The organism is Prescottella sp. D32, assembly GCF_037287305.1.
In the GTDB taxonomy this organism is placed as follows: Bacteria; Actinomycetota; Actinomycetes; order Mycobacteriales; family Mycobacteriaceae; genus Prescottella; species Prescottella equi.
The window spans coordinates 58,284-76,372 of record NZ_JARBSW010000003.1 but is presented as its reverse complement, the minus strand read 5'-3'; the positions used below and the strand labels follow the sequence as shown (position 1 = coordinate 76,372).

Below are 18,089 nucleotides of genomic sequence, written 5' to 3'. Positions count from 1 at the left end.
TGGCGTTGGGGCAGACTGGAGGGGTGAGTTCACGCAATGAGGCCCTCGTGTCCAAGGGTGGCGATCTGCCTCCCGCCAGCGCCGGTCTGACGGAGCGGTCCGGCCATGAACCGGACCCTGGTGGCCACTGGGGGGTCTACGGCGGTAGGCACGTACCCGAGGCGCTCATGGCGGTGATCGAGGAGGTCACCGCGGAGTACGAGAAGGCTCGCGCGGACGACAACTTCCTCGACGAACTCGACCGGCTGCAGCGCGACTACACCGGCCGTCCGTCCCCGATCTTCGAAGCGACCCGGCTGCGTGAGCACGCCGGCGGCGCGCGCATCCTGCTCAAGCGGGAAGACCTGAACCACACCGGATCTCACAAGATCAACAACGTGCTGGGGCAGGTGCTGCTCGCCAAGCGCATGGGCAAGACGCGCATCATCGCCGAGACCGGAGCCGGCCAGCACGGCGTCGCGACGGCGACCGCGTGTGCCCTGCTCGGGCTCGAGTGCATCGTCTACATGGGTGCGGTCGACACCGCCCGGCAGGCCCTCAACGTCGCCCGGATGCGTCTGCTCGGCGCCGAGGTCGTCTCCGTCGAATCGGGTTCGGCCACTTTGAAGGACGCGATCAACGAGGCGCTGCGCGACTGGGTCACCAACGCAGACCGCACGTACTACTGTTTCGGCACCGCGGCCGGCCCGCACCCGTTCCCGATGATCGTGCGCGACTTCCAGCGCGTCGTGGGTCTCGAGGCGCGTGCACAGGTGCAGGCGTCGACCGGGCGCCTGCCCGACGCGGTCGTCGCGTGTGTGGGCGGTGGCTCGAACGCCATCGGCATCTTCCACGCGTTCATCGGCGACCCGACGGTCAAGCTCGTCGGCTACGAGGCCGCCGGCGACGGAGTCGAGACCGGTCGGCATGCAGCCACATTCGCCGGTGGCACCCCGGGCGCTTTCCAGGGTGCGTACTCGTACCTGCTGCAGGACGAGGACGGCCAGACCATCGAGTCGCACTCGATCTCCGCGGGCCTGGACTACCCGGGTGTCGGCCCCGAGCACGCCTACCTCAAGGACACCGGTCGCGCGTCGTACGAGCCGATCACCGACTCCGAGGCGATGGACGCACTGCTGCTGCTCTCGCGTACGGAGGGCATCATCCCGGCGATCGAGTCGGCCCACGCCGTCGCGGGCGCCCTCAAGCTCGGCCGCGAGCTGGGGGAGGGCGCGATCATCGTCGTCAGCCTGTCCGGCCGTGGCGACAAGGACATGGACACCGCAGCGAAGTGGTTCGGGCTGTTCGACGACTCTGCTGATGATTCGACCGAGGAAGGTTCGGCCAAGTGAGCCAACGAGATTCGCGCCTGGCGCCCACGTTCGCGAAGTGCCGCGACGAGAATCGGGCCGCGCTCGTCGGGTATCTGCCCGCCGGATACCCGGACGTTCCCACGTCGATCGACGTGTTCAAGACGATGGTCGACGCGGGCTGCGACATCATCGAGGTCGGTATCGCCTACTCCGATCCGGTGATGGACGGACCGACCATCCAGACCGCCGCCGAGACCGCGCTGCGCAGCGGCGTCCGGGTGCGCGACGTGTTCACCGTCGTCGAACAGATCGCGTCGGTCGGCGGCAAGGCCGTCGTCATGACGTACTGGAACCCGGTGCTCCAGTACGGCGTCGATCGCTTCGCTCGTGATCTCGCCTCCGCCGGCGGCCTCGGCCTGATCACGCCGAACCTCATCCCCGAGGAAGCCGGGGAGTGGATGGTGGCGTCCGAGGAACATCACCTGGACCGCATCTTCCTGGTCGCACCGTCGTCGACCGAGGAGCGTCTGGCGATGACCCTCGAGGCGAGCAGCGGGTTCATCTACGCCGCGTCGACGATGGGCGTGACCGGCGCCCGGGACGCAGTGTCCTCGATGGCCCCCGAACTGACCGCCCGGATCCGCGCGCATTCGGACATCCCGGTCGGCGTCGGCCTCGGAGTTCGTTCCGGGGCGCAGGCGGCGGAGATCGCGTCGTACGCGGATGCCGTCATCGTCGGGTCGGCGATCGTCTCGGCGGCCGAGCAGGGATTGGACGCGGTGCGGGCGCTCACTGCCGAACTCGCGGAGGGTGTGCGCTCGGCTAACGTGGCGTCGTGACTGCGATGGTGACTTCGACCGAATTGCTCGCTTATCTTCCGAGCCCGCCGCAGGGCGTGTGGCACGTCGGGCCACTGGCCCTGCGTGCCTACGCGCTGTGCATCATCGTCGGCATCGTCGTCGCCATCGTGTGGGGCGACCGCCGCTGGGTCGCGCGGGGCGGTGAGAAGGGCACCGTGCTCGACATCGCCGTGTGGGCGGTGCCGTTCGGGCTGATCGGTGGCCGGCTGTACCACGTGATCACGGACTGGCCGACGTACTTCGGTGAGGGCGGCAGTCCGGCGGACGCGTTGAAGATCTGGCAGGGCGGTCTCGGCATCTGGGGTGCAGTCGCGCTGGGCGCCGTCGGCGCCTGGATCGGTTGCCGCCGGCGCGGGATCCCGCTGCCGGCGTTCGGCGACGCGATCGCCCCGGCCATCGTGCTGGCTCAGGCGATCGGTCGACTCGGCAACTGGTTCAACCAGGAGCTGTACGGACGCGAGACCACCGTTGCGTGGGGTCTGGAGATCTACGAGCGCACCGACGCTTCCGGCCGGGTGGACACCTTGAACGGGGTTTCCAACGGTGTGGTCCAGCAGGTGGTGCACCCGACGTTCCTGTACGAGCTGGTGTGGAACCTGCTGATCGTGGTGTTGCTGGTGGCCGTCGACCGGCAGTTCAAGATCGGGCACGGGCGCCTGTTCGCGCTCTACGTGGCCGGTTACTGCGCCGGGCGCTTCTGGATCGAACTGATGCGCTCCGACCACGCGTCCGAGATCTTGGGTATCCGCGTCAACTCGTTCACGTCGGCGCTCGTCTTCCTGGCCGCCGTCGCGTACTTCGTTCTCGCGAAGAAGGGCCGTGAGGATCCGGCGGAGTTGCAGCCGCACGGATCCGGTGGCCGCGCGGCGCCCGCCGCGGACACCGCCGAGCCGTCCGAAGTCGAGGGGAAGAAGAAATGACCGAGCAACCGGACAAGCGTCCCGAGTCCACCGGCGATCAGTCCGCCGACAAGTCGGCCGACACCTCCGGTACGCCGCTGCCACCCGAGTTCGGCTCACCGTTCGACTACGACGCCACGGCCGACGCGTCGATGACCGAGTCGACGTCCGGCACGTCGGCGGTCCCACCGTCGGGCGGCAACACCGCCGGTCCGGGATGGGACACCTACTCGGGTGTCGGGAACGGCCCGGGCTGGGGATCCGGCCCGAGCTACCCGCCGCCGTCGAGCGATCCGTTGCCGCCGGTCACCGGTGCCGGCCCGCCCGGTCCCGTGTACGGAACTCCGCAGCCCGAGTACGGCAGGCCCACCCCACCGCCGTCGACGGGTCCGTCGGCGCCGGGCTACCCGCCGGCATCGGGGTACCCGGGGATGTACGGCGGAGCCTACGGCGATCCGAGCGCGCCGTTCGGTCGGGATCCGGTCACCGGCGAACCGTACTCCGACAAGTCCCGCGCGACGGCCGGTCTGCTGCAGATCCTGCTCGGGTTCATCTCGCTGCCCGGTATCGGTCGCCTGTACATCGGCTGCATCGGGATCGGACTCACCCAGTTGCTCGTCTTCTGGCTCGGCCTGATCACCATCATTTTCGGAATCGGGTTCGTGATCTTCCCGGTCATCTGGATCTGGGCGTTCGTCGACGGAATCCTCATGTTGTCCGGCGCCGTCCGCGACCCTCAGGGTCGGCCGCTGAAGACCTGATCCGCCGTTCACCGTTCGCCACCGAACCCTCCGCCCGCGCCGTTCTCCGGCGCGGGCGGAGCACGTTCACGGCATCGCTTCGGGTGGCCTTCCCGGGGTAAACTGGCCCGGCCGGGTGTGGAACCTCGGCAACCTTCACGGGTCGACAGCAGTGCCGGTGGACCCCGATCGATGCAGTCGGCACCCGTAGTCGGTGACCCCGCCAGGGGCCACTGAAGAAGTGCGCGACGCGCGATGGCCGCAGCGAAGCTCGCGGAGCTTCCGGTGGGCCGGTGTGGAGGTGTTCCGGTGCTGTTTTCTCGGCAACCCGATTCCCGCGGCCTCTATGTCCGTGATCGTGAAGCGGACTCGTGTGGCGTCGCCATGGTCGCCGACATTCACGGCAGGCGTTCCCACGAGATCGTGTGCGACGCGTTGTCGGCTCTCGAGAATCTCGACCATCGCGGCGCCGCGGGTGCGGAGGCCAACAGCGGCGACGGGGCCGGCATCCTCGTTCAGCTACCGGTCGAGTTCTTCCGCGAACGTGTCCCTTTCGCGCTGCCGCAATCGCGCCCTGACGGCGCCCACACCTTCGCGGCGGGCATCTGCTTCCTGCCGACCGATCCGCAGTCCCGGATTGCCGCGCGGGAGCGTGTGGCCGGGATAGCGGAACAGGAGGGCATCGAGATCCTCGGCTGGCACGACGTGGACGTGGACGCGATCGGTGCCGACATCGGCAGGACCGCACTGTCCTGCATGCCGCACATGACGTACCTGTTCGTCTCCGCCCGAGCGGAGGACGGAACTCCGCTGGGCGGACTCGAACTGGACCGCCGCATCTACGGTCTGCGCAAGTGCGCCGAGCAGACGCCCGCAGAGGTCGAGCGGGCCGGAATCGGCGTGTACTTTCCGTCGCTGTCGAGCAGGACGATCACGTTCAAGGGGATGCTCACGACGGTGCAACTCGCCCTCTTCTTCCGCGATCTGCGAGACCGTCGGGTGACGAGTGCGATCGCCGTGGTGCACAGTCGTTTCTCGACGAACACGTTTCCGTCGTGGCCGTTGGCGCACCCGTTCCGATTCGTCGCCCACAACGGGGAGATCAACACGGTGCGGGGAAACCGGAACCGGATGCGCTCTCGCGAGGCGATGCTTGCGAGCACGGTGATCCCCGGAGATCTGGAGCGGCTGTTTCCCATCTGCACCCCCGACGCCTCGGATTCGGCCTCCTTCGACGAGGTTCTCGAACTCCTGCACCTGGGCGGACGGTCACTGCCACACGCCGTACTGATGATGATCCCCGAGGCCTGGGAGAACCATGCGGACACGCCCGCGTCGTTGCGAGCGTTCTACCAGTTCCATGCGTCGTTGATGGAACCGTGGGACGGCCCGGCCTGCGTCACATTCACCGACGGCACGGTCGTCGGTGCGGTTCTCGACCGCAACGGATTGCGTCCCGGCAGATGGTGGCGCACTGGCGACGGGCGAGTGGTGCTGGCCAGCGAGAGCGGCGTGCTGCCGATCCCGCAGTCCGAGGTGATCGAGAAGGGCCGGCTCGAGCCGGGGGAGATGTTCCTCGTCGACACCGAGGCCGGGCGACTCGTGCCCGACCGCGAGGTGAAGGCGGAACTCGCGGCGCAGCAGCCGTACTCGGACTGGCTGCACGCCGGTCTGCTCGACCTGCGTTCCCTGCCGGGGCGGGGCCGAATTCCCCACGACCACGAGTCGGTGGTCCGACGACAACTCGCCTTCGGCTACACCGCGGAAGAGGAGCGCGTCCTGCTGGCGCCGATGGCGACGGCCGGCGGCGAACCGATCGGTTCGATGGGCACCGACACCCCGATCGCCGTCCTGTCGCAGCGGCCCCGGCTGCTCTACGACTACTTCGTCGAACTGTTCGCGCAGGTCACCAACCCGCCGTTGGATGCGATCCGGGAGGAGATCGTGACGTCCCTGCGCCGCGTGATGGGCCCCGAGCAGAATCTGCTCGAACCCACGGCCGCGTCGTGTCGGCAGATCGTGCTGCCGTGGCCGGTGCTCGACAACGACGAGCTGGCGAGAATCATCGACATCAACGCGGACGGGGAATGCCCGGGTTTCGCGGCGACGGTGCTGCGGGCGCTGTACCGGGCGGATGCGGGCGGTGAGGGAATGGCGGAGGCCATCGAGGACCTCCGGGCGTCCGCGAGCGAGGCGATCGCGAACGGCTTCCGCACCCTGGTGATCTCGGACCGCGACTCCGACCACCTGCGGGCGCCGATCCCGACGCTGCTCGCGGTGTCCGCGGTCCACCACCACCTGGTCCGGACGAAGGAGAGGACGAAGGTGGCGCTGGTCGTCGAGACCGGGGACGCACGCGAAGTGCACCATATTGCGCTACTGATCGGATGCGGTGCCGCGGCGGTCAACCCGTACCTGGCGATGGAGACGATCGAGGACCTCGTCGCCGAGGGCGAACTCACCGGCGTCGAGGCGTCGGTCGCGGTACGGAACTACCTGCGCGCGCTCGGCAAGGGTGTGCTCAAGGTGATGTCCAAGATGGGCATTTCGACGGTCGGGTCGTATACCGCCGCACAAGTTTTCGAGGCCATCGGTCTCTCGCGCGAGGTGGTCGACGAGTACTTCACCGGGACGGTGAGTCGTCTCGGCGGTGTCGGTCTGGACGTGCTCGCCCGCGAAGTGGAACTGCGGCACCGCGCCGCGTATCCGGAGAACCCGTCGTCGCAGGTGCATCGTCGGCTCGACGTCGGCGGCATCTACCAGTACCGGCGCGACGGCGAACTGCACCTGTTCACCCCCGAGACGGTCTTCCTGTTGCAGCACGCGACCCGGACGGGCCGGGCGGACGTCTTCGAGAAGTACAGCGCGGAGGTCGATCGCCTGTCCGCGGAGGGCGGGACGCTGCGGGGACTGTTCGAGTTCCGGCACGGGCTGCGCCCACCCGTGCCTATCGAGGAGGTGGAGCCGGCGGAATCGATCTTCGCGCGGTTCAACACCGGCGCCATGAGCTACGGCTCGATCTCGGCGGAGGCACACGAGACGATGGCGATCGCAATGAACCGACTCGGGGGCCGCTCGAACTCGGGTGAGGGCGGGGAAGACGTCGACCGCCTCTACGATCCGATGCGCCGCAGCGCCGTCAAACAGGTCGCGAGCGGGCGATTCGGTGTCACCAGCGACTACCTCGTCAACGCCACCGACATCCAGATCAAGATGGCACAGGGCGCCAAGCCCGGTGAGGGCGGCCAACTCCCGGCGTTCAAGGTCTATCCGTGGATCGCGCGAACCCGGCATTCGACGCCGGGGGTGGGACTGATCTCGCCGCCGCCGCACCACGACATCTACTCCATCGAGGACCTCGCCCAGCTCATCCACGACCTCAAGAACGCGAACGAGAACGCCCGCGTCCACGTCAAGCTCGTCAGTTCGGTCGGTGTCGGGACGGTCGCGGCCGGGGTCAGCAAGGCCCATGCCGACGTGGTGCTCATCTCCGGGCACGACGGCGGCACCGGCGCATCGCCGCTCACCTCCCTCGAGCACGCCGGACTCCCGTGGGAGGTGGGCCTCGCCGACGCGCAGCAGACGCTGGTGCTAAACGGACTTCGCGATCGGATCACGGTGCAGTGCGACGGTGGCCTGCGCACCGCACGCGACGTCATGGTGGCGATGCTGCTCGGGGCGGAGGAGTTCGGGTTCTCCACCGCGCCACTGATCGCGGCCGGTTGCATCATGATGCGCGTGTGCCACCTCGACACGTGCCCGGTGGGTGTCGCGACGCAGAATCCGGAACTGCGTAAACGATTCACGGGCAAGCCGGAGTTCGTCGAGGAGTTCTTCCGGTTCGTCGCGGCGGATGTCCGCAGGCACCTCGCGGAACTCGGGTTCCGCAGCGTCGAGGAGGCGGTCGGGCATCCGGAGCTGCTCGAGACCGCGGTCGGCGTCGCGCACTGGAAGAGCCGTGGCCTGGACCTCACGCCGGTGTTCGCGGCCGAGGAGACGCTCCCGGGCTCGGGCCCGCCTCAGCGTCGACGCGTCCGTGCCCAGGACCACGGGCTCGACCTGGCCCTGGACCGGACTCTTATCCAGCTGGCCGAGGGCGCCCTCGAGGACGCGTTGCCGGTGCGGCTCGAACTGCCGGTGCGCAACGTCAACCGCACGGTCGGAACGTTGCTCGGATCCGAGGTCACCCGCCGCTACGGTGCGGCGGGGCTGCCGGACGACACGATCCGGGTCCAGCTCGAGGGGTCGGCGGGGCAGTCACTCGGTGCGTTCCTGCCCCCCGGCATCACGATCGACCTGGTGGGTGACGCGAACGACTATGTGGGCAAGGGGCTTTCCGGCGGTCGGATCGTGGTGCGCCCGGCCGACGACGTCCTGTTCCTCCCGGAGACGCAGGTGATCGCGGGCAACACCCTGCTGTACGGCGCGACATCGGGCGAGGCCTACCTGCGGGGCCGGGTCGGCGAACGATTCTGCGTGCGCAATTCGGGGGCCGTCGCCGTCACCGAGGGGGTCGGCGACCACGCGTGTGAGTACATGACGGGTGGACGCGTCGTGGTCCTCGGTCCGATCGGGCGCAACCTGGCAGCAGGCATGTCGGGTGGCATCGCGTTCCTCCTCGACGCCGACCACTCGAAGATCAACACCGCGATGGTGCGGTTGCAGACTCCGGACGGCGACGACCTGCAATGGCTGCGTGTGGTGGTCGAGCAGCACCTGCGATGGACGGGTTCCGCGGTGGCCGCGTCGGTCCTGGCCGACTGGCCCCGGCGTTCCGCCTTGTTCACGAAGGTCATGCCCACCGACTACCAGCGGGTGCTCGAAGCGACACGGATGGCTCGCGCCGAAGGGCTCGACGTCGACACCGCGATCATGGAGGCGGCGCGTGGCTGATCCCCAAGGGTTCCTGCACGTGGCGAAGCAGGACGCACGCAAGCGTCCCGTCGAGGAACGCATCCACGACTGGCGTGAGGTGTATGCACCCCAGTCGCCCTCCGAGCGGGACCGTGAGGTGTCCGAGCAGGCCCGGCGGTGCATGGACTGCGGCATCCCGTTCTGTCATTCGAGCAGCGCGGGGTGCCCGCTCGGGAACCTGATCCCCGAGTGGAACGACCTGGTGCGGCGCGGACGGTGGGACGCGGCCACCGAACGCCTGCACGCCACCAACAACTTTCCCGAGTTCACCGGCCGGGTCTGTCCCGCCCCCTGCGAGGCCGCGTGCGTGCTGGCGTTGGCCGACACGCACACCACGGGGAGCGTGACGATCAAGCGCATCGAACAGGCCATCGCGGACGCCGCCTGGGAGAAGGACCTCGTCCCACCCGTGCGCCCGGCGCTACGGACGGGCAAGAACGTCGCAGTCGTCGGATCGGGTCCGGCGGGGTTGGCCGCGGCACAGCAGCTCACCCGGGCGGGGCACGAGGTCACGGTGTACGAGCGCGACGACCGGCTCGGTGGGCTGTTGCGGTACGGCATCCCCGAGTTCAAGCTCGAGAAGAGGGTCGTCGAACGACGCCTTTCCCAGATGCGCGTGGAGGGAACGCATTTCGTCACCGAAGTGGAGGTCGGTGTGGACCTCGCGGTGTCGGATCTGCGGGAGCGCTTCGATGCAGTGGTGCTCGCCACCGGCGCGCTGCTCGCCCGCGACAATCCCGACGTCCAAGGCCGGGGACTCGACGGGGTGCACCTGGCGATGGAGCACCTGGTCGCGTCGAACCACGAGTGTGAGGGAGATGGGGCGACGCCGATCTCCGCGCGCGGCAAGCACGTCGTCATCATCGGTGGCGGCGACACCGGCGCCGACTGCCTGGGCACCGCGCACCGCCAGGGCGCGCTGTCGGTGACCCAGTTGGACTACCACCCGGCGCTGCCGGAGGAGCGGGACGCGACATCGGCACCGTGGCCGGCGTGGCCGATGGTGTTGCGTACGTCGCCGGCACACGCCGAAGGCGGCGTCCGCCGGTACGAGGTTGCGGTGCAACGTTTCCTCGGTGACGAGTCCGGCCACGTCCGGTCGATGGTGCTCGCGGAGGTCCGCCTCGTCCGCGACGAACACGGCCGACGCGTGATCACTCCCGTCGGCGAGGAGATCGAATTGCCCTGTGATCTCGCGCTTTTCGCGATCGGATTCGAGGGCGTCGAGCACGGTCCGCTGCTCGACGATCTCGGGCTCGAGACCAACCGCCGCGGGTCGTTGTCGTGTGCGGCGGACTGGCAGACGTCGACGCCCGGCGTGTTCGTGTGCGGCGACGCGCACCGCGGAGCGTCGTTGGTGGTGTGGGCGATCGCGGAGGGGCGTTCGGCTGCACGCGGGGTCGACGTGTACCTGACTGGTTCGTCCGAACTGCCCGCTCCGGTGCATCCGACGGCCCTGCCGCTGACCGTCCTCTGACGCTCACTTCGGTGTCACCGAGCGTTCGCCCGCCGAATAGAGTTCGTTCCCCGGATTGACTAGGCTTTCCCCGTGACCCGACGCACGAAGATTGTCTGCACTCTTGGCCCTGCTACTGCATCCGGCGACCGCGTTCGCGAGCTCGTCGAGAGCGGAATGGATGTAGCCAGACTCAACTTCAGTCACGGTGAACATGCTGATCACCAGGACAATTACCGTCGTGTGCGGGCGGCGTCGGAGGCGACGGGCCGCGCGGTGGGCATCCTGGCCGATCTGCAGGGACCGAAGATTCGTCTCGGCCGGTTCGTCGAGGGCAAGACGCGGTGGGAGACGGGTGAACAGATCCGGATCACGGTCGAGGACTGTGAGGGAACCCACGATCGGGTGTCGACCACCTACAAGCAGCTGGCGCAGGACGCGCGGCCCGGTGACCGGTTGCTCGTCGACGACGGCAAGGTCGGGCTCGTCGTCGAGGCCGTCGACGGTGACGATGTGGTGTGCCGGGTGACCGAGGGCGGTCCGGTGAGCAATAACAAGGGTGTGTCGTTGCCCGGGATGAACGTGTCGGTGCCGGCGCTGTCGGAGAAGGACATCGAGGATCTCGAGTTCGCGCTCGGGCTGGGAGTCGACTTCATCGCGCTCTCGTTCGTGCGTTCGCCCGCCGATGTCGAGTTGGTCCACGACGTGATGGATCGGGTCGGTCGCCGGGTGCCGGTGATCGCGAAGCTCGAAAAGCCCGAGGCGATCGAGAACCTCGAGGCCGTGGTCCTGGCGTTCGACGCGGTCATGGTCGCCCGTGGTGATCTGGGTGTGGAGCTGCCGCTCGAGCAGGTGCCGCTGGTGCAGAAGCGGGCGATCCAGATCGCTCGTGAGAACGCCAAGCCGGTGATCGTGGCGACGCAGATGCTCGAATCGATGATCGAGAACTCGAGGCCCACCCGTGCGGAGGCGTCGGACGTCGCGAACGCCGTCCTCGACGGTGCCGACGCTGTGATGCTCTCCGGTGAGACGTCGGTCGGTAAGTACGTGATGGAGACCGTGCAGACGATGGCGCGGATCCTCGAGGCGGTCGAGACCGATCCCGCGCGCGTGCCGCCGCTCACTCACGTCCCGCGGACCAAGCGTGGTGTCATCTCGTACGGGGCTCGTGACATCGGTGAGCGGTTGGATGCGAAGGCGTTGGTGGCGTTCACCCAGTCCGGGGACACGGTCCGCCGTCTCGCTCGGCTGCATTCGCCGCTGCCGTTGCTGGCGTTCACGCCGCTCGAGTCGGTGCGCTGCCAGCTGGCGCTGTCGTGGGGTACCGAGACGTTCATCGTGGACCCGGTCGACTCGACGGACCAGATGTTCACGCAGGTCGACCACGCGCTGCTCTCCCTCGGCCGCTACAACAAGGGCGACCTCGTGGTCATCGTGGCCGGCTCCCCGCCGGGCACAGTAGGCTCGACCAACCTGATCCACGTGCACCGGATCGGGGAGGAAGACCACTAGCGAGGGGACGCGCACGTGAACGAAGTGGGGGCAGCGTTACGACCGACGCGCTCGGCCGATCTGGAGACGCTGCTGGTCCTCCTCGATCTCGAACAGATCGGGGAGGACACCTACCTCGGACAGCATCCCGAGCAGGTCGCCAGCCGGACGTTCGGCGGGCAGTTGGTCTCCCAGGCACTGGTGGCCGCGGGGCGCACGGTCGATGCCGGACGTCCCGTGCACGCCGTCAACGCCCACTTCATCCGCGGCGGCGACGTCAAGGCCCCGATCGAGTACCGCGTCGAGCGGCACCGCGACGGGCGGGCGTTCGCGAACCGTCAGGTGACCGCATACCAAGACGGGAACGTGGTTTTCTCGATGTTCGCGGCGTTCCAGGACTGGGGTGCCGGGCTCGAGCACAGTGTCGCGATCCCCGATGTCGACGGCCCGGAGCAACTTCCTTCGCTCGGTGATCACCTGGCCGGCTACGAAGACCGCCTCCCGACGTTCGTGGGCGCGCTCAAACCGATCGAGATGCGCTACGCGAACGATCCTGCCTGGGTCCTCAAGGGCTCCGGTGAACGCCTCGAGCACAATCGGGTCTGGATGCGCACCGACGGGCAGCTCGGGGACGATCCCGGGGTGCATGCCGCCGCCCTCGCGTACTCGTCGGACACCACCGTCCTGGACTCGGTGCTCACCACCCACGGGCTGTCCTGGGGGCTCGACCGGATCGTCGCCGCGACCGTCAATCACTCGATCTGGTTCCATCGTCCGTTCCGGTTCGACGAGTGGGCGCTCTACGCGACGGAGTCTCCGGTCGCGGCCGGATCGCGTGGTCTCGCAACCGGTCGGTTCTTCACGCGCAAGGGCGAATTGATCGCAACGGTGGTGCAGGAAGGCGTCATTCGGCACTTTCCGGCCCGGCGCTGAGCCTGTTCGGCCATGACGGTCCGTGGCTTCGCCGCGGTGGCTAGAATTCTGGTTCTCTGATCACGGCACGCCATCGGTGATGGGGGAGCCCCATGCGAGACGAACCGATCGACTGGAGCCACGAGGCCGTGGCCAGTCTGTTGTGGACCTCCCGAGCATTCCTGATCGCGCTGGTCTGTTTCGTCGTGATCGGTGCTGTGCTGGCCCGGCGCACCGAGTGGGGGCGCCAATTTCGGCGAATCACCGGGCCCTACTTCTCCAGTCGCGACAGCTGGCGGCCGTGGGCGCTGATCCTGGCGCTGTTGTTCCTGACGATTCTCGGTGTGCGGATCCTGGTCCTGCTCTCGTATCAGGGCAACGAGATGTACACCTCACTGCAACTGGTGGCGCAGGCGCTCGAGGCCGGTGACGCCGCGGCACTCGACGGTGCGAAGTCGATGTTCTGGCGTTCGATCGTGGTTTTCGCGGTGCTGGCCACCGTGCACGTGGTGCGGTCGCTACTGGCGCAGTACACCGGCCAAGCGCTCGAGATCGTGTGGCGCACGTGGCTCACCGACCGGATCACGACCGACTGGCTCGACGGGCGAGCGTACTACCGAGGAAGATTCATCGACGGTTCGATCGACAACCCGGACCAGCGGATCGAGTCCGACATCACCGAAGTCGCGACGACGTCGCAGACGCTGTCGATGGGTTTGGTCAGTTCGGTGGTGTCGGTGGTGTCGTTCACCGGGATCCTGTGGGACCTGTCGGGGCCGATGAATGTGTTCGGCGTGGAGATTCCGCGCGCGATGGTGCTCCTCGTCTACGTCTACATCCTCACGGCAACGGCGATCGCGTTCTGGATCGGCCGACCGCTGATCGGCCTGAGCTTCCTGAAGGAACGCCTGACGGCCAACTTCCGCTACGCACTCGTGCGTCTGCGCGACAGCGCGGAGAACGTCGCGTTCTATCGCGGTGAGGAAGTCGAAAGACAGGGCCTGCTCGGACGATTCGCCGCCGTCATCGCGAACGCGTGGCAGATCGTGTTCCGGACACTGAAGTTCAATGGATTCAATCTGGGCGTCAGCCAGGTTGCCGTCGTCTTCCCGATCGTGATCCAGGCACCGAGGTTCTTCGCCGGAACCATCACGCTCGGCGACATCACCCAGAGCGCGCAGGCATTCGGCCAATTGTCCGATGCGCTGTCGTTCTTCCGGCAGTCCTACGACCAGTTCGCGGTGTACCGCGCCAGTCTGATTCGTCTCGACGGGCTGCTGAGCGCCGACGAACGTTCACGGCAGTTGCCCTCGATCCGGACCGAGGGTCGGGACCGGGTGGTGGACCTGGACAAGGTGTCCGTGCGCACCCCGGACGGCAGACTGCTGATCGACACCCTCGATCTGCGCCTCCTCCCCGGGGAAGCCCTACTGGTGAAGGGATCGTCGGGGAGTGGCAAGACGACGCTGCTCCGTACGCTCGCGGAGATGTGGCCGTTCGCCGCCGGCAGCGTGGCCCGGCCGGTGGGACCCGACGCACTCTTCCTGTCACAGCTACCGTATCTGCCGTTGGGGGATCTCCGGAGCGCCGTGGCGTATCCGGGCCACGTGCAGGACCTTTCCGACGACCGGATCGCCGCGGCGCTGCGCGACGTCCACCTGGGGAACCTCGTCGGACGACTCGACGAGCGCGCCGACTGGGCGAAGATCCTTTCCCCGGGGGAGCAGCAGCGCATCGCGTTCGCCCGCGTCCTGCTGATCAGGCCGCAGGTGGTGTTCCTGGACGAGGCCACGTCGGCCGTGGACGAGGGACTCGAATACTCTCTCTACCAGATGATTCGGGATCGAGTCCCCGACAGCATCCTGTTCAGTGTCAGCCACCGGAGCACGGTCGACCAGCACCACACCCGCCAGCTCGAACTGCTCGGGGACGGGCCCTGGCGCCTGTCCGCGGTCAGCGTCGGCTGAGGCATCCCCACCGGAAGGGACCGTTCGTGCGCCCCGGGCGCACGAACGGTCTCGCTCAGGTGTGCATCACAGGTACTGTCCGCACGACGGCCACGCTCCCGGGCCCGACGAGGCCAGCACACCCTCGGCGACCCGAATCTGTTCCTCGCGGGAATTGTTGTGCGGCAGACCGGAACCACCGTGAGCGCTCCAGGTGCCGGCACTGAACTGCAGGCCACCGTAGTAGCCGTTGCCGGTGTTCGCGGACCAGTTTCCGCCGCTTTCGCACTGCGCCACGGCATCCCAGTCGCCGGAGGCGGCGTGGGCCGTCCCGGTGCTGACGACGAGGGGGGCGGCGACGGCCGCGGTGGAGGCGGCGAGGCCGCCGAGCAAGCGTGTGATGGACTTCGGCATCGATGGTGTCCTCTCCGTACTGATGGTGAGGGTTCCGGCCGGCGCCGCACGAAGGGCGCTGACGGTGCGATCCCTCACGTCTGCCCTGGAGGTTGCCATTCCGATCCGGCGGGCAGTCCGACGGTGAAAACGGATCGGCGGCGGGCTCTTTCGGTTCGAGCCGTGATCGACGCTAGGTGGGACTCTCCGTCACGTCACGGGTCTGTTTTCTGGTACGCATGTGCGTGTTCGGGGCGAGACTTTGACAGTCGGCCCAGGTGGGCGGGTGAAAACCGGCGGACAGGCGGGGACGCATTCGAGTACAGAATGTGACCAGGGTCACTGTCTGAAGGTGGCCCATGTCACATTGCTAGCCGCGCGAAACGCCCTCGTGACCCGATAGCGTGCGTCGGTCACGAACGGCACATGCGCCGCGACCCGAGCAAAATTGCTGGTCAGAAGGCTGACCGGAGCGCACCGGCGACTTCTGCTGCGGTCATGGGCACGACGCCGATGGACCGTGCGTCGGCCAGACGCTCGTCGCTCACCTGTGACGTCGCGTCGGTCACGAGCACTGTCCGCAGGTCGCGGCTGCTCGCGTCGAACAGGGTGGCCCGCGGGCAGTTCGGCAGGTTGCACCCCGCGACGACGATGGTGTCGACGCCTGCTCCTGCGAGATGGGCTTCGAGCCCTGTGCGGTGGAAGGCGCTCCAGCGTGGTTTCCACAGCGCGGCCTCCGCGTCGCCGAACGGCTGCAATTCACCACGCAGGAGAATGTGCGGATCGAGTTCAGGGGCTCCGGGCGGGAGCAGCTGGGGTGGGATTCGGGACCCCTCGGTGCCGGGGCGGACGATGCGGGCGTCGTCGCGCGTGACGGCGGTACGACGGACCGGATCCACGTCGTCGCCGTCGTAGATCCGGACCACGTGCACGATCGGCCGGTGCGCACGGCGGAAGGCCCCCACCAGCTCGACCAGCCGGGGAAGCACCGCCGTGGTGCCCGGCACCGGCAGCGGTCCGCCGTCGAGGAAGTCGTTCTGCACGTCGATGACGAGCAGTGCCGACGAGTCCAGGTGCGGCCGCACGTGCTCGTCGATGGCATCGAGGTCGGTCATCACTCGAACCTAGCTGGTGCACAGGGGCTTCGGGAAGAAGGAAGAGCTCCCGTCCGCGAGGGCGGGAGCTCTTCGAGACGACTTCTCCGAGGGTCAGACCGAGACGATCACCGACGAGCCGTGGCCGAACAGGCCCTGGTTGGCGGTGATGCCGACGCGGGCACCCTCGACCTGGCGGCCCTCGGCCTGTCCACGCAGCTGCCACGTGAGCTCGCAGACCTGGGCCAGTGCCTGGGCGGGGACCGCCTCACCGAAGCAGGCCAGACCGCCGGACGGATTGACCGGGATGCGGCCACCGATCGTCGTGTCGCCGGCGCGCAGCAGGTGCTCGGCCTCGCCGCGCTTGCACAGGCCCAGGTCCTCGATCCAGTCGAGTTCGACGGACGTGGCGAGATCGTAGACCTCGGCGACGTCGACGTCCTCGGGCGAGATGCCGGCCTCCTCGTAGGCGGCGTCTCCGATCGACTCCTTGAACGTGCGCTCCGGCGCGGGGACCGCGGACGCCGACTCCGTGGAGAAGTTCGGCATGTCCATGATCGTCTGCGGGAACGTGGGCGTGACCGTCGAAATCGCCTTGATACGAACAGGATCGACGATGCCCTTCTTGCGGGCGTACTCCATCGACGTCAGGATGATCGCCGCACCGCCGTCGGAGGTGGCGCAGATGTCGAGCAGGTGCAGCGGATCCGCCACCATCGGCGACGCGAGAACGTCGGCGGCGGCCACCTCCTTGCGGTAACGCGCGTACGGGTTGTTCAGGCCGTGCTTGGAGTTCTTGACCTTGACGGCCGCGAAGTCCTCGACGGTGGCGCCGTACAGGTCGATGCGACGGCGGGCGTTGAGCGCGAAGTAGCCGGGATTCGTCATGCCCATCAGGCGGAAGCGCAGCCAGTCCGGATCGTCCCAGCGCTCACCGGCGTTGGGAGCCAGGAAGCCCTTGGGGGTGGTGTCGGCGCCGACGACCAGGGCCACATCGGACAGGCCGGCGAGGATGCGCGCACGAGCCGTGTCCAGGGCCTGTGCACCCGTGGCGCACGCCGCGTACGACGTCGCGACGCGGGCGCCGTTCCAGCCGAGGGCCTGTGCGAAGGTGGCACCCGCGACGTAGCCGCCGTAGCCGTTGCGGACGGTCTCGCCGCCGACGATCAGGTCGACGTCCTTCCAGTCGACTCCGGAGTCGGCGAGCGCGGCGCGGGCCGCGGCGACGCCGTACTTGACGAACGAGTGGCCCCACTTGCCCCACGCGTGCATGCCGACGCCGAGGACGGCCACATCGTTGTTGCTCATGCCTGTGCCCCGTTCTCTGCTGCCGCGAGCGGCTTCCAACGCCAGATGCTGCGGTCGCCCGACTCGTCCGTGTAGAGGGTCTCGACGACCAGCTCCACCGGGTTGCCCACCTTGAGGTCCGCGACGCCGAAGCCGTCGGCCACCTGGCCGAGGACGACGAGACCCTCGGGCAGTTCGACGGCGGCGAGCGCGAACGGCACGTACGGATCCGTCGTGGGGATGTACGGGGCCGGCGGCTTGTACTGCGCGTCGGTGTACGACCACACCTTGCCGAAGCGGGACAGCTCGACGTCGTCGAACTCCTCGCCGGAGCACGCCGGGTTCTTGCAGAAGGTGGTCTCCCGCGGGAACGAGATCGTGCCGCAGGACCGGCACTTGGTGCCGATCAGGGCCGGCTCCGGCCCGGTGGTGAACCAGCCTTCGACGGCCGGTGTGGCGGTGTTGCTCATGCAAACCTCATCTGCTTGTCGAGCCTGATCGGCCGGTCGAGTGGGTGACCGGCAAGAGAACGGGTTGCAGTATGGCATGAGTTAACTGATTCCCGACGTGCGATCCCATCCACCGGACGGCGGTGCGGCCTCGTGCCCGGCGGCGGCCGCGGAACATGTCGAACGTCCGGCCAGCGGGACCGGGCGCGAAGAGTGACGCCCCCTGCGAAGAAGACCAAACGACCGAAACGGACGACACGGGCCTACCTGGAGGAAGGCCGAAAACGGCGGGTCCGGGCCGTGCCGGCGAACACGCGTCGAATCCCGGCGGTGAAGTCCGTCACTGTCGGGCGACC

Annotated in this window: 13 protein-coding genes; 9 read left to right on the top strand and 4 right to left on the bottom strand. The window is 68.1% G+C overall.

Translation table 11 applies throughout. The annotated features are described in order from the left end of the window. The first annotated feature begins 23 nt into the window (after window positions 1-23). The 9 genes from trpB to PSS76_RS14875 all read left to right on the top strand — a co-directional run bounded on the left by trpB (window position 24) and on the right by PSS76_RS14875 (window position 14,531). Window positions 24-1,331 (top strand): tryptophan synthase subunit beta, encoded by a 1,308-nt coding sequence (gene trpB / locus PSS76_RS14915; RefSeq protein WP_013416177.1) that lies wholly within the window; start codon window positions 24-26, stop codon window positions 1,329-1,331. Further along, on the top strand, window positions 1,328-2,131 hold the full coding sequence (gene trpA / locus PSS76_RS14910) for a tryptophan synthase subunit alpha (protein ID WP_064079708.1): 804 nt from the start codon (window positions 1,328-1,330) through the stop codon (window positions 2,129-2,131). The genes trpB and trpA overlap by 4 nt, the downstream gene beginning before the upstream one ends. Window positions 2,132-2,136: 5 nt before the next feature. Beyond that, the gene (lgt, locus tag PSS76_RS14905) at window positions 2,137-3,072 is read left to right on the top strand and encodes a prolipoprotein diacylglyceryl transferase (protein ID WP_022596226.1); all 936 of its coding nucleotides are present in this window, start codon (window positions 2,137-2,139) and stop codon (window positions 3,070-3,072) included. Further along, complete coding sequence (locus tag PSS76_RS14900) at window positions 3,069-3,812, top strand: TM2 domain-containing protein (protein ID WP_337456303.1); 744 nt, start codon at window positions 3,069-3,071, stop codon at window positions 3,810-3,812. The genes lgt and PSS76_RS14900 overlap by 4 nt, the downstream gene beginning before the upstream one ends. 288 nt (window positions 3,813-4,100) lie before the next feature. Further along, window positions 4,101-8,684 carry a glutamate synthase large subunit gene (gene gltB / locus PSS76_RS14895; protein ID WP_013416173.1) on the top strand — a complete coding sequence of 1,528 codons (4,584 nt, stop codon included), beginning with the start codon at window positions 4,101-4,103 and terminating at the stop codon, window positions 8,682-8,684. After that, window positions 8,677-10,182 carry a glutamate synthase subunit beta gene (locus PSS76_RS14890; RefSeq protein ID WP_337456302.1) on the top strand — a complete coding sequence of 502 codons (1,506 nt, stop codon included), beginning with the start codon at window positions 8,677-8,679 and terminating at the stop codon, window positions 10,180-10,182. Before gltB ends, PSS76_RS14890 begins: the two co-directional genes overlap by 8 nt. Window positions 10,183-10,254: 72 nt before the next feature. Further along, the gene (gene pyk, locus PSS76_RS14885) at window positions 10,255-11,673 is read left to right on the top strand and encodes a pyruvate kinase (protein WP_013416172.1); all 1,419 of its coding nucleotides are present in this window, start codon (window positions 10,255-10,257) and stop codon (window positions 11,671-11,673) included. 15 nt (window positions 11,674-11,688) lie between these two features. Next, the gene (locus tag PSS76_RS14880; RefSeq protein ID WP_064079703.1) at window positions 11,689-12,585 is read left to right on the top strand and encodes an acyl-CoA thioesterase; all 897 of its coding nucleotides are present in this window, start codon (window positions 11,689-11,691) and stop codon (window positions 12,583-12,585) included. 92 nt (window positions 12,586-12,677) lie between these two features. After that, window positions 12,678-14,531: an ABC transporter ATP-binding protein/permease gene (locus PSS76_RS14875; protein ID WP_337456301.1), complete on the top strand. Its 1,854-nt coding sequence runs from the start codon at window positions 12,678-12,680 to the stop codon at window positions 14,529-14,531. A 66-nt stretch (window positions 14,532-14,597) separates the two neighbouring features. Here PSS76_RS14875 and PSS76_RS14870 read toward each other — a convergent pair whose 3' ends face one another. The 4 genes from PSS76_RS14870 to PSS76_RS14855 all read right to left on the bottom strand — a co-directional run bounded on the left by PSS76_RS14870 (window position 14,598) and on the right by PSS76_RS14855 (window position 17,754). Beyond that, window positions 14,598-14,924 carry a transglycosylase family protein gene (locus PSS76_RS14870; protein ID WP_022596206.1) on the bottom strand — a complete coding sequence of 109 codons (327 nt, stop codon included), beginning with the start codon at window positions 14,922-14,924 and terminating at the stop codon, window positions 14,598-14,600. Window positions 14,925-15,358: 434 nt separating this feature from the next. Further along, window positions 15,359-16,018, bottom strand: a complete 660-nt coding sequence (locus tag PSS76_RS14865; protein ID WP_337456300.1) for a cysteine hydrolase family protein — start codon at window positions 16,016-16,018, stop codon at window positions 15,359-15,361. Between the two features lie 93 nt (window positions 16,019-16,111). Continuing rightward, a complete protein-coding gene (locus tag PSS76_RS14860) occupies window positions 16,112-17,305 on the bottom strand; it encodes a lipid-transfer protein (protein ID WP_013416167.1) in 1,194 nt (397 codons plus the stop codon). After that, window positions 17,302-17,754, bottom strand: coding sequence for a Zn-ribbon domain-containing OB-fold protein (locus PSS76_RS14855; RefSeq protein WP_337456299.1), 453 nt, complete (start codon window positions 17,752-17,754; stop codon window positions 17,302-17,304). Before PSS76_RS14855 ends, PSS76_RS14860 begins: the two co-directional genes overlap by 4 nt. Between the last annotated feature and the right edge of the window lie 335 nt (window positions 17,755-18,089).